Source organism: Solwaraspora sp. WMMD406, from assembly GCF_029626025.1.
Taxonomy (GTDB): Bacteria; Actinomycetota; Actinomycetes; order Mycobacteriales; family Micromonosporaceae; genus Micromonospora_E.
Genome location: NZ_JARUBF010000001.1, coordinates 919,201 through 931,364, shown reverse-complemented (window position 1 = coordinate 931,364; position 12,164 = coordinate 919,201). Strand labels below are relative to the sequence as shown.

At 69.7% G+C, this 12,164-nt stretch carries 10 protein-coding genes and 1 pseudogene; 8 read left to right on the top strand and 3 right to left on the bottom strand.

Annotated features, from left to right (window positions below):
- Nucleotides 1–676: 676 nt before the first annotated feature.
- The 5 genes from O7632_RS04170 to O7632_RS04150 all read left to right on the top strand — a co-directional run bounded on the left by O7632_RS04170 (nt 677) and on the right by O7632_RS04150 (nt 4,362).
- Complete coding sequence (locus O7632_RS04170; protein ID WP_278111578.1) at nt 677–898, top strand: hypothetical protein; 222 nt, start codon at nt 677–679, stop codon at nt 896–898.
- A 427-nt stretch (nt 899–1,325) separates the two neighbouring features.
- A complete protein-coding gene (locus O7632_RS04165; protein WP_278111576.1) occupies nt 1,326–1,709 on the top strand; it encodes a hypothetical protein in 384 nt (127 codons plus the stop codon).
- Nucleotides 1,710–1,733: 24 nt separating this feature from the next.
- A complete protein-coding gene (locus O7632_RS04160; protein WP_278111574.1) occupies nt 1,734–2,492 on the top strand; it encodes an ATP-binding cassette domain-containing protein in 759 nt (252 codons plus the stop codon).
- Nucleotides 2,489–3,745 carry a hypothetical protein gene (locus O7632_RS04155; protein WP_278111572.1) on the top strand — a complete coding sequence of 419 codons (1,257 nt, stop codon included), beginning with the start codon at nt 2,489–2,491 and terminating at the stop codon, nt 3,743–3,745. The genes O7632_RS04160 and O7632_RS04155 overlap by 4 nt, the downstream gene beginning before the upstream one ends.
- A gap of 35 nt (nt 3,746–3,780) precedes the next feature.
- Entirely contained in the window at nt 3,781–4,362 is a 582-nt protein-coding gene (locus tag O7632_RS04150; RefSeq protein ID WP_278111570.1) for a hypothetical protein, read from the top strand.
- 29 nt (nt 4,363–4,391) lie between these two features.
- Here O7632_RS04150 and O7632_RS04145 read toward each other — a convergent pair whose 3' ends face one another.
- The gene (locus O7632_RS04145; protein WP_278111569.1) at nt 4,392–5,921 is read right to left on the bottom strand and encodes a recombinase family protein; all 1,530 of its coding nucleotides are present in this window, start codon (nt 5,919–5,921) and stop codon (nt 4,392–4,394) included.
- A gap of 99 nt (nt 5,922–6,020) precedes the next feature.
- On the opposite strand from O7632_RS04145, the pseudogene O7632_RS04140 reads away from it, so the two are divergent.
- Both O7632_RS04140 and O7632_RS04135 read left to right on the top strand, forming a co-directional pair.
- Nucleotides 6,021–7,508: pseudogene (locus O7632_RS04140) on the top strand (AAA family ATPase); the annotation flags it as partial.
- A 14-nt stretch (nt 7,509–7,522) separates the two neighbouring features.
- Entirely contained in the window at nt 7,523–8,587 is a 1,065-nt protein-coding gene (locus tag O7632_RS04135; RefSeq protein WP_278111567.1) for a hypothetical protein, read from the top strand.
- Nucleotides 8,588–8,726: 139 nt separating this feature from the next.
- On the opposite strand, the gene O7632_RS04130 is transcribed toward O7632_RS04135, so the two are convergent.
- Nucleotides 8,727–10,337 carry an alpha/beta hydrolase gene (locus O7632_RS04130; RefSeq protein ID WP_278111565.1) on the bottom strand — a complete coding sequence of 537 codons (1,611 nt, stop codon included), beginning with the start codon at nt 10,335–10,337 and terminating at the stop codon, nt 8,727–8,729.
- A 209-nt stretch (nt 10,338–10,546) separates the two neighbouring features.
- Here O7632_RS04130 and O7632_RS04125 point away from each other — a divergent pair, with 209 nt between their 5' ends.
- Nucleotides 10,547–11,314, top strand: coding sequence for a VOC family protein (locus O7632_RS04125; RefSeq protein WP_278111564.1), 768 nt, complete (start codon nt 10,547–10,549; stop codon nt 11,312–11,314).
- A 19-nt stretch (nt 11,315–11,333) separates the two neighbouring features.
- On the opposite strand, the gene O7632_RS04120 is transcribed toward O7632_RS04125, so the two are convergent.
- Nucleotides 11,334–12,140, bottom strand: a complete 807-nt coding sequence (locus tag O7632_RS04120; protein ID WP_278119808.1) for an ABC transporter ATP-binding protein — start codon at nt 12,138–12,140, stop codon at nt 11,334–11,336.
- Between the last annotated feature and the right edge of the window lie 24 nt (nt 12,141–12,164).

Sequence of the window (12,164 nt, the reverse complement as noted above, 5' to 3'; positions counted from 1 at the left end):
CCAATCAATACGGGACGGTACAGCACGGCACGAGCGGCGTACAGCACTACGAGCGTGTCGCAGGGGTGCCGCCGGCCGTCCGCACAAGGCACTGACCGGTGCCGTCGTACTGGTAACACCCGTTGCCCCGACGGTCTGGGCGCTACCGGTAACCCCATAGCGCCAGCCGGGGGCGGTAACGCCTACGCGCACCTGGTAACGCCTCGACATTGATACCCGGATACAAATCTGTGCACTTAATCACACCATATTGTCCCGGCCGGTGTCGGGCTTTGTTCTTCCGTGTCGCCTCGTGCCGGAAACGGCTGTTTCCGAGGGCTACGGGTAGCGCGGGTGGTAACGCCCCCGCGTCATTCTCAACTGAAGGAAAGGCGAAAAGCGATGACCGCAGCGAACCGGAAACCAGCGGAACCAACAGTGGAGGACGATGGCCACAAGCCAGACGACACCTGACCCACGCCGTCGCCCACCAGGCGACAGGGGAACGCTCCACCAGCCAACGACGCCCGAGAGCGACTCCACCCCCGCCGACCACCCACGCGGCCAGCCCAACGCCAGGGGGACGTTACCGCTGGCCACCCACCCACCCCGCACCCGGACAACAGCCCGCATCAGCCGACCGGACCCGCCAGCCCCACCCAAGCACGACCACAAGCGGGAGAGCGACCCTTCGGAGGTGCAGGCGATCATGCGGGAGCGCCTCGCCGCGATGGCCGCGCCCCGCGACACCGACGACCCCGAACTGGCGGCACTCCGGGCCATCCTCCGCGACCAGGCGCTGATGGCCCACGTGACCGCCAACGTCGACCAGTGGCCGCCGCTCACGGACGCGCAGCGCGCCACCGTCGCCGCGTTACTCGGCCGACGTCGACGACAGACGAGACGCAGCGACGGATAGAGACAAACGCGCGCGTGGCGGGGCGCTCCTTCGGGAGTGCCCCGCCCGGCAGCGGAGCCGCCGTCGGGACCGACCAGTGCACGTTGTGTGCATCGGGAATCGTTGTTGCCCGTGAAACGCGACAGCTGTGGCGGCCGGGGCGGGCGTGGAGCTTGCGCCCTGGTGAATCAGTCAAGAATTCGTCCCGACTCTGAAGATCATTCCTTCGGACGCCGAACATGCCGCCGAAGCAATTTGTCTGATTTGGAGAGTTGCTGCTGATTTCTGTGAGTGTATTCGGAATGTGGATGAGTTGAGAGTTCTCCGAATGACTGTCTGTGACGGGGTCGCGCATTGACCCTGGGCGCTGGCGAGTGGTGTAGTGAATTTAGCCAGTCACTGTCGAGACGTTCGTTGGTCATCCTGGAACGAAGATCTGGAGAATCGCATGAGGCGATTGATCGGAGCCGTGTTGGCGGGAGCTCTTGGGTTGTCCGTCCTGGCGGTCGCCAGTCCGGCATGGGCAAACCCGCCGGGCTGCTCCCAGGGCAACATCGCCCTTAGCCAGAGCGGTGGCTATATGACGGCGTGGAACAACGCGTCGTGCTCCTCGTCGGCGACTCGCACCTTCCGCGTCGAGATCAAGAGGCACGTGACACTGTTGCCCGACCCCGTGGTGTCCAGCTACGACGACTACTATACCGGTACCCTCTATATCGCCAGCACCAGTAGCTGTGATGGCGGACGGAGCGCCAACTACTACGGCCGTTCGTTCTTCACCTCTCACCCGACCTACATGGACACCGGGAACCTGCTGGTGAACACCTGCTGAACTCAACCGATCGGGGGGATCGTGATGGATGACCCAGTCGTGGGGCGTGGGCTGACGCAGCGATACGGGAAACGAAAAGTATTTCACGATCTTGACCTCATCGTTCCGGCCGGGGTGACGGTCCTCCTCGGGCCAAATGGCGCTGGAAAAACGACACTGCTGAGCACCATCGTGGGCCTCAAACGCCCAGAGTCGGGAACTCTTCACGTCCTCGGTCGCGATGTTCTGCGTCGAGGCGGTCTCCGGGCCGTCGCGGCGCGTGTCGGGTTCCTGCCGCAGGTCGTATCCCACTATCCCGGCTACACCGTCCGGGAATTCGTCGCCTACGCCGCATGGCTCAAGGGCGTCTCGGGACGGGATCTCGACGCGAAGGTGGATCGGGCAGTCGGGCTGATGGGCCTGACCGATCAGGCCAGCTCCCGCATGGGAATCCTGTCGGGCGGCATGCTGCGCCGGGCGGGTATCGCGCACGCCATCGTCCATGAGCCGGCGCTGCTCATCCTCGACGAGCCGGCGGCTGGTCTCGATCCACAGCAACGGATCGAATTGCGCCGCGTTCTACGTACGCTAGCCGGCGATGCGGCAGTGCTGGTCAGTACGCACGTGGTGGAGGATGCCCGGCATGTCGCGGACACCGTCGTGGTTCTTCACGGTGGTGCGGTGGCGTTCACGGGAACAGTCGGAGGGCTGGAGAGCCTGGCCAGTTCGGAAGGGGACGGGGACAGCGATCTGGAGCGCGGCTACCTCGCCACGCTGCGTCGCTCGCGGGTGGTGTCTGTGTGACTCTGATCCGTATCGAGTTACGCCGAGGACCAGGTTTGTGGACCCTTCCGGTCCTGGTGGCCGTCGGCGTGTTCATGGCCCGCGCCCAGCTGAGCACGGACACCGTCTGGTCGTATGCCACGGGCGCGGCGGCAAGCGCCCCGGTACTGATGGCTCCGCTGGGTGCGGGCATCGCCGCCTGGGCGGGAGGACGATCGCAGCGTCGCGGCACGCGCTACGCCTGGCTTCTCGCAGGCCGGGATCCGGCGCAGGCTCCGCTGGTCGAGGCCGGCGTGCTGGTGGCGTGCGCCGTCACCGCCTACGGCCTGGTCACGGCGGCAACGCTGCTACCTACAGCAACTTCAGCGACGTGGGGTGGACCATTCTGGTGGTGGCTGGCGTCCGCCGGCATGGGGTTCACCGCCGTGATCGCGGTCGCCTACGCCGTTGGTGTCCTACTGCCGGGCCGGTTCACCCCGTTCGTGGCGGCTCTGGTCACCTACCTGTCGACCATCTTGAACCTCGGGCAAAGCGGGACCACGTACGCGCTGTTCCCGATCACCGTCGAGATCGTCCTGCCGTTCAACACGCCACACACGCCGACGATGCGAGGCCAGATCCTGTGGTTCACTGGCCTCGGTCTGCTGGCCCTCACCCTGGTCGCCATCAAGGTCCGCTCCCAGGCTCGGTCGGTGATCCCAGCGGCTGCCCTGTCGGCAGCACTTGTCGTCGCCGGCGCCGCAACCGTGATCGGCGAGAACGGCCGATTCACCACCCTGAACCGCCACATCACCTGGTCCTGCGTTGGCTCCTCACCCGAGGTCTGCGTCCACCCCGCCTTTACCAGCAGCATCTCGGCGATCAGACAACGAGCACGGGCCATCGGCCAGCGACTGGAATCCACACCGTTCGCCATCACCCGGGTCGAGCACCGCCCCCGAGGCGTCGGCGGTCAGCCCACACCCGGCGCGATCGCCTTCGCCCTCGACGCCCCCAGCGCCGACCATTACGACCGCGCAGGCATCGACATCGCCATCGCAGCTCTCGGCGCTGACTCCTGCGCCGTGGGACGCGAGACCAGCGGTCACGCGATGGCCCAACTACTCGTCGCATGGGCAGCGGGCAACGAGAGCCTGTTCATCCCACGAGACACCGCGCAGCAGCACGCCAAAAACCGCTTCCTTCGCCTGCCACTCACCGCCCAGCAGCAGTGGCTGACCGTCCACGCCGACGCCGTCCGTCAGTGTTCCGTGACCCCCGGCGCGTTCACATGACCGGTCACCGGCTCCTGACCAAATCGCGACGAGCGGTGCCCCTGTTGCTCACCCTCGTCATCGTCGCGGCCGTCTCCCGGGAACTCGCCGGCCAGCACCTGATCATCGGCACCACCACACCGATCCCACTGCCATGGGCCGCAGTCCTTCCCGCGATCACCGCCTACCTCACGACCATCGCCATCTGGTCCACCCTGCCACTGCAGGAACACCTCGCCGTTCGCCGCGTCGACCGATACGACCTGTTCTACCTCACCGCCGCAGCCGCCGTCGGCGTCGGGCTCGTCGCCTGGGCCGCCCAACCAGTCACCGGCGCCATCACCGCACCCGGCGCCATCCGCAACTACCTCGGACTACTCGGATACACCCTGATCGGAACAACGTTCTTCCACACCACCATGGGCTGGACCATCCCCACCACCCTGCTCACCACCGGCCTGGTCACCGCCGGTGCCGGCATCGATCTGCCCCCGCTGGACTGGCCAGCCCGCCACGACACCGACCCCAGATCCTGGGCCGCCGCCATCACGATCCTCGTCGCAGGTGTCGCCACCTACGCCAACCCCACCCGCCGACGCGTCCACGCACGACACGCAGCCCACACCCCACCTCAATAGCAGGCGCACGCCCAGAAAGGGCACAGCGGCTACACGGCGGCCAAGGTACCGAGGTCATGTTTCGGCTCGATGCGCACCGTGGTCGGGTCGAACCCACGTCCCTTCCGCCCGGACGGCAGAATCGTCACGGTCATCAACCGGTCGATCACCACCCGCTTGTCAGCGAGCGGGGCGTCCCGCCACGCCGTCACCGGGTCCGGCGCGTTCACCAACGGCGACAACGGATCACTACCCACGTTCGCGTGCAGCTGGGCGTCGATCTCGGCGACCATCGCGGCGGCCTCACGGCGGGCCTCCCGCGCGTACTCGCGAGTCTCCAACCCCCGCAACTCATCCGCCAAAATCCGTTTCACACGCTGCTGGATCGCAGCCCGCTGCGCCCGCAACCCCTCCACATCGACCTGCGGGGCAGGCTCCGCCAGCAACTCAAACGCACGCGGATGCGTCACCGCGTACACCACATGCGCGAACACCGTCGCGTCCACATGCGCCTGATTACGGGCCAGATGGTTACGCGCCTTACACGTGTACCGAGGCGCACGCCCCGCGACGGTGACATGAACCGTCACCGGACGCTCCGCCTCCACACCCGGCGGGTTACACACCCCGCACCGGTAGATCCCCGACCCCACCCACCGGGCCGCCGCCCCCGGCCCGGACCGCCGGGACGGATCCGTCAACAGATCCCGCACGGCGAAGAACACCGCCGGATCGACGATCGGCTTCCACGGCGCGACCACCTCCTCCAGGATCTGCCCGCCGTACACCATGAACCCCGCGTTACGCGGACGCAGCAGAATGTCCCGCAACCCCTCGGCGGACCACGCCGCACCACTCACCGTCGACACCGACCCCGCCCGCAACTCCGCAGCCAACGACCGCAGCGACGCCCCCTGCAGCAGCCGCTGCGAACAGTCCTCGATCACCGCCGCCTCCACCTCGACACGCGTGACACCGCTCTGGCAGTCCCGGCCACCGTGCCACGAGCACACGTACTGGCCGGGGTCACCAGTCCCGACCGGCGGCGGACCGCCACAGAACCCGAACGGCCGCCGACCCCCACCCCACTGACCGTGCATCGCCTGCCGCAACCGCTCCCCACGGACCCGCCGCCCCGTGTCCCGGCTGGACTTGTTCGCCATCGTCACCATCACCCGCGCCAGCGTGATCTCCGAGTCCGTACCACCGTCGGTGAACCGCAACGACCCCGACAACGACTGCGCGTTCGCACCCGTCTCCTGAACAGCATCGATCATGTCCTCCAGATCCCGAGGATCACGCACCGCCCGGTCCAGGTCCACCGCCAACACCGCCTGCGACCGACGGCCCCGCACCCGGTCCAACAACCGGGTGAACCCCGGCCGGATCACCCGCAACACCGTCGACCCGTCCGGCAGCCGAATCTTGCGCCGCTTGAACGCCGACGCCGGTTTAGGCTTGCCGTTAGCCATGTCGTTCTCGACAATGACCTCACCGACCGTCCACCCGAGCTGACCCGCACGGTCCCGCAACAACCGCTCGTGTTCCACGAGCCCCTTGCTCTCGCCATCGCTGTTCAAGTCCTCGACCCGCAGGTCAGACAAGCGAAGGTAAAGATCCACAACCGTTGGAGGAGTATCAATGTCCATGCACCAACTATGTGCTAGAACCGGGGACCGGGCAAGACCGCGGTCGGGCTGCACCGGGCGGCGTACCTGCTGTACGCCCACCGGGAGCGGCTACGCCGCGCCGGGGTGCTGATCCTCGGGCCGAACCGGGCGTTCCTCAGCTACATCGCGGACGTCCTGCCCACACTCGGCGAGGTCGAGGTGGCGCAGCGCACCGTCGCCGACCTGATCGGGCTGGTTCCGGTCCGGGCCGAGGACACCCTGCCGGCCGCCGCGCTCAAACACGATCCCCGGATGGCCGAGGTGCTGCGGCGCGCGGTCACCGCGTACATCGGGGAGCCGACCACCCCGATCGTCGTGCCGGACGGCTCGTACCGGTGGCGGATCGGCGTCGAGGCGCTGCGGCGTGTGGTGGAGAAGGTACGCGCGGAGGATCCGCCGTACCGCATCGGTCGGGACCGGGTGCTGGCCCGGGTGGTCGGGCTACTGCAGCGACAGGCCGAGACCCGGCGGGCGGAATCGCCGAGTGAGGCTTGGCTGCGGCGGATGGCGCGGGTCGCCCCGGTACGAGACGTCATGTCCCAGGTCTGGCCGGAGTTGACGCCGCAGGACGTACTGTTCCACCTGTTCACCGACGCCGACCGGCTGGCGGCGGCGGCAGCGGGTCTGCTCGATCCGGCCGAACAGGAACTCCTGCTGTGGCACCACCGGCCCGGGAGCGGTCGGCCCGGGAGCGGTCGGCGCGGGACGACCCGCCCCGCCTCCGCCCGATGGTCCGAGGCGGATCTGGTGCTCCTCGACGAAGTGGCCGGGCTGCTCGACCGGCCCGAGGGATTCGGGCACGTCATCATCGACGAGGCACAGGACCTGTCGCCGATGCAATGCCGGGCGATCGCCCGGCGCAGTGAGCACGGGTCGATCACCCTGCTCGGTGACCTCGCGCAGGGCACCGCCCCGTGGGCGGCGACCAGCTGGCGTGACACGCTCGCCCACCTCGGCAAACCGGACACGGCGGTGGTGCCGCTCACGGTCGGGTTCCGGGTACCGGCGGTGGTGGTGGCGCTGGCCAACCGGCTGTTGCCGGAACTCGGCGTCGACGTACCCCCTGCGGTATCGCTCCGCCGCGACGGCACGCTCGACCTGCGTACGACCGACGACGTGACCGCCACGACGGTGGCCGAGGTCCGGTCGGCGCTGCACCACGAAGGGTCGGTGGGGGTGATCGTCGCCGACGCCGCCGTGGCCGAGTTGCGGCAGGCCCTCGAAACGGCCGGCGTCGCGCTGGCCGCCGCCGAGTCCACCGATCCGCGCACGCCGGTCGCGGTGGTCGGCGCGAGCCAGGTGAAAGGCCTGGAGTACGACCACGTCGTGGTAGTGGAACCGGCCCGGATCGTCGCCGCCGAGCCACGCGGGGCACACCGGTTGTACGTCGTGCTGACCCGGGCGGTGTCCCGGTTGGTGGTGGTGCATGCCGAGCCGCTACCGGCGGCGCTGACCGCCGAGTCGCCGCCCCCAGCCGGCAGTGACGGCGCCGATTGAGAAACAATCGGGCAATGGAACAGGCGGACGATGCCCCGCCGCCCCGGGCCGACGGCGACGGGCCGGGCGGCGGGGCTGGTGGCGGGGCTGGTGGCGGACGGCGCATGCTCGGATTCCTGATCGCCGTGCTGCCGGTCGCCGTCGTCGTACTCGTCGCCGAGGTGTGGCGGCACCGACTGCCGACCCGGCTGCCGACGCACTGGAACGCGGCCGATGCCGTCGACGCGACCAGTTCGCTCACCAACAGCGTGACCGGTTTCACGATCGGGGCGGCGGCCGGGGCGGTGATCGCCGCCGTGGGTGTCCTACCGTTGGGCCTGCGCTGGCGGCTGCGACGTGCGCTGATCACCGTCGGAGCGGCGGTGGCCGGCTTCATCGCCGGTATCTGGCTGATCACCGTGTCGCTCGCCGTCGATGTGGTCGATCCATATCGGGCGCCGGCTCCGACCTGGCACCTCCTCGCCCTGCTGGTCGGCGTGGCCGGCTGGACCGCGCTGGCGTATCTCGCATGCGGCGCCGCGCCGCCGCGGCCGGCGGCGACCGGTGCTCCGTCCGACGAGCTCCCCCGGTCGCCGCTGCCGTCGGACCTGCCGCCGGACCTGCCGGGCTGGGTGGAGACCGGCACCGTCTCGCGTGCCGGTTGGCTGGCGCCGGCGGCGCTGGTCGTGCTGGCCGTCGTCATGGGAATCTGGCTCAACGTCTGGATCGCGACAGTGCTGCTGCTGGCAGCGGCGCTGGTCGTGGCCACCTCGATCAACCGGCTCGTCATCGACCGCCGGGGCATCCACATCGGATTCGGACCGTACGGCTGGCCCCGGATCACCGTGCCGGTGCACGAGATCGTCGGCGCGCGGCACACCACCGTACGGGTGTCCGATTGGGGCGGTTGGGGCTACCGGCACAACGCTGACCTCCGTGGCCGAGGGCTGATCCTGCGCAGCGGCGCGGGGGTCCGGGTCGAGCTCACCGGACGCCGCTATTTCGTGACGACCACCCGCGACCCACAGACCGTCGCCGGTCTGGTCAACACGATCGCCGAGTTGGACGACCGGCGACCAGGCCGGGACTCGTCCGGCTGAGCGACCGAGCCACACCCGCGACGCGCGACACCGGACACCGCGACACGGACACCGCGACACCGGACACCGCGACACCGGACACCGCGACACCGCGACACCGGACACCGCGACACCGGACACCGCAGCGCGCGACGCCGGTTCAGATTCCGGTCGGCCAGCCGCTGGCCGACTGCCCGGACGGGTTGAAGGCGGCGTGCAGAGCGGCGGCGACGCGGTCCTGCGCCTCGTTCGCCACGTCCAGCACCGCGCCCATCCCGAAGAATTCGTGCGGTACGCCGTCGTAGTGGATGTGCTCCACCGGCACGTTCGCCGCCCGGAGCCGGTTGGCGAAGGCCTGGCCCTGGCTGCGCAGCGGGTCCCGTTCGACGGTGATCACCACCGCCGATGGCAGCCCGGTCAGTCGCTCGATCGGCAGGTCGAGCAGTGCGACCCGGGGATCGGTCAGCAGCTCCGGTCGGGGGAACGCGTGCCGGGCGAACCAGCTCAGCATCGGCCGGTTCAGCGGTGCGGCCTCAGCCGCGTCCACGGTCGACGCCGAGTCGGTGGCCATGGTGGTCACCGGGTGGATCAGGACCTGGAGCATCGGCGTCGGCTCGCCGGCGTCGCGCAGCTGCAGACAGGTGGCCGCCGCCATGGTGCCGCCGACCGCCTCGCCCGCGATCGCGATCCGACTGGCGTCCCCACCGATCTCGCCGGCGTTGGCCGCCAACCAGCGGGTGGCGGCGAGCACGTCGTCGTGGGCGGCCGGAAACGGGTGTTCCGGGGCGTGGCGGTAGTCGACCGCGACCACCAGGCAGCGTTCCTTGTTGCACAGGGCTCTGGGTGTCGCGTCGTAGGTGTCCAGGCTGCCGACCACCCAGCCACCGGCGTACAGATAGATGAGCACCGGTAGCCCGCCGGACGGTGAGGCGGAGGTCGGCCGGTAGACCCGCAGGGTCAGTCCGCCACCCGGGCCGTCGATGACGTAGTCGAACACGGAGTCGACCGGTTCCCGTTCGTCGAGGTCGCCTCGGTCGGCCCGGATCTTCGCCACCGCGTCGGTCAGTGTCGGCTGTCGCCGCGCCTGCGCCGGGTCGAGGGTCTCGGTGGGTCGGGGGCCGAGTGCGGCGAAGGTGTCGAGCAGCGTCTGGGACTGGGGTTCCAGCAGCCCGGAGGCGTCGGTGGCGATCCAGCCGCGCCGGCCCGAGGTCCGGTCGCGGAGCCGGTCCAGCAGCGCGGTCGGGCCGCCGAGAAACCGGCTGCTCCGAGCGGTGTTCGGTGCCTGCGGGTGTGGGTGGGTCGGGGCACGGTGCTTGGCCGCGCTGAACTCCGCTCCGAGCTCGGCCATCCGTTGCGGGCCGATCACCGCGCGCAGGGCCGGCAGCAGCAGTGTCTCCTGGTCGGCCGATTGCCGCCGGACGTCCGCGACGAGATGACGCAGCGCCTCCTCGAAGTCCGGGTTGCCGGGTTTCGACCTGTCTATCTCGGAAGCGGCTTCCTTGATCCGTTGCCGGATCTGCCGGCCCCGACGCACCAGTTCCATCTGCGCTTCCCCGAACCGTTCGACGACGGCCGGTTCGTCGAACACCGGGTCCAGCGTCTGCTCCTCCGCGCTCAGGTGCAGCGAGATCCGGTAGACGACCTGGTCGGCGAGGATCCGCCGGTCGCCCCGATGGGCCTCGAGATGCACGAACAAGCGGTCCAGCAGGAGGTGATCGTCACTGATCGCCCGGTCGATGTCGCCGGGCAGCGAATCGTACGGCCGTACCATCGGTCCCCCCGGATCCGTCGGATCGCTACCACCGTGGGTTACCCGCTGTGCCCGGATTACCCGTCGCGCGCCCTGTCGATCGCCCGGCGCCGAAGCAGCACCGACCCCACCCACCCGTACAGGCGAATGTCGGACACCCGCCGCGAAACCGTGTCAGAATCCGGGCAGCGGGGGTGGGCGAACGCGTACCCCGGGGAGGAGCGGTCAGCATGCCCGTCGCGATGGCCGGGTTGCCCGCCTGGGTCGACCTCGGCACTCCTGACCTGCCGGCGGCGATCCGGTTCTACGGTGAGTTGTTCGGCTGGTCCGCGCGGGTCACCGGCGGAGCGGACGCCGAGGGCTACGTCATGTTCACCAAGGACGACAAGGCGGTGGCCGGTGCCGGCCGCGTCTCGACCGGCGGGCAGCCGCCCACCTGGACCACCTACATCGGTACGTTGGACGCGGCGGCCACCGCCAAACTGGTCGAGTCGGCCGGCGGAACCATGCTGATGCCTCCGTTCGACGTACTGGACCAGGGGCGGGCGGCGGTCTTCACCGACCCGGCGGGCGCGACCTTCGCCGTGTGGCAGCCGCTCGCGATGTCCGGGGCGGAACTGGTCAACGTGCCGGGGGCGCTGTGCTGGAACGAGCTGACCACCCGGGACCCGGACGGCGCCAAGGAGTTCTACGGCACCGTCTTCGACTGGGAGACCCGGGACACCCCGTTCCCACCGATCATGTACACCGAGTGGCTGGTCGACGAGGATCCGGTCGCCGGGATGATGCCGATGGTCGGTGACGACTGGCCGGCCGACCTACCCGCGCACTGGATGGTCTACTTCGCGGTCAACGACTGCGACGCGACGGTCGCGCACACCACCGCGCTCGGCGGCACGGTGTCGGTCGAGCCGACCGATCTGCCGCACGGCCGGTTCGCTGTGCTCAACGATCCCCAGGGTGCGTTCTTCTCGGTGATCCGGCTCGCCGGCCAGTGATCCCGGCCGGGCGGAGGTCCTACCGGCGGCCGGCAGTCCTGCCGGCGGCTCGGATCGGGACCACCAGCGGGCCCCGTTCACCGGCGATCACCCGTACCCGGGCGCGGTAGTGGCGGGCCAGGTTCTCCTCGGTGAGCACCTCGGCCGGCGGTCCGTCGGCGGCCACCCGGCCCTGTGCGAGCAGCACCAGCCGGTCGGCGTACTCGCCGGCCACCGACAGGTCGTGCATGGTCGCCACGACGCTCAGCCCCCGGTCGCGCCGTAGCTCGTCGACCAACTCCAGCACCTCCTGCTGATGACCGATGTCCAGCGCGCTGGTCGGCTCGTCGAGCAGCAGCAGCGGGGCGCCCTGGGCCAGTGCCCGGGCCAGCAGCACCCGCTGGCGTTCACCACCGGAGAGCGTGCTCAGGCGTCGGTCGGCGAACCCGGTCAGGTCGAGCCGGTCGAGCACCTCGCCCACCGCCGCCAGGTCGGCGGCGGATTCCCGGCCCAACGTGGGGATGTACGGCGTCCGGCCGAGCAGCACGTAGTCGGCGACCGGCATCCCGGCCGGGATCGACGGCGTCTGCACGACGGTGGCCACCAGCCGAGCCCGTTCCCGGCGGCTGAGTCGGGTGATCGGCGTACCGAACAGGTCGAGGTCGCCGCCGGCCGGTAGCAGTCCGCCGACGGCCCGCAACAGCGTCGACTTGCCGGCGCCGTTCGGGCCGATCACCGCCACCCATTCGCCGGCGGCCACCCGCAGGTCGATACCGCTCAGTACCGGCGTCCCGCCGAGCCGGATCCGCAGGTCGCGCGCCTCGACCGGCGGGGTGCCGGCGACCACCGGAGGGCCGGCGACCGGCCGCCG

Coding starts and splice junctions, on each gene's coding strand:
- O7632_RS04165 (WP_278111576.1), top strand. CDS start 1,326: ATGAGGCGATTGATCGGAGCCGTGTTGGCGGGAGCTCTTGGGTTGTCC.
- O7632_RS04160 (WP_278111574.1), top strand. CDS start 1,734: ATGGATGACCCAGTCGTGGGGCGTGGGCTGACGCAGCGATACGGGAAA.
- O7632_RS04135 (WP_278111567.1), top strand. CDS start 7,523: ATGGAACAGGCGGACGATGCCCCGCCGCCCCGGGCCGACGGCGACGGG.
- O7632_RS04130 (WP_278111565.1), bottom strand. CDS start 10,337: ATGGTACGGCCGTACGATTCGCTGCCCGGCGACATCGACCGGGCGATC.
- O7632_RS04125 (WP_278111564.1), top strand. CDS start 10,547: ATGCCCGTCGCGATGGCCGGGTTGCCCGCCTGGGTCGACCTCGGCACT.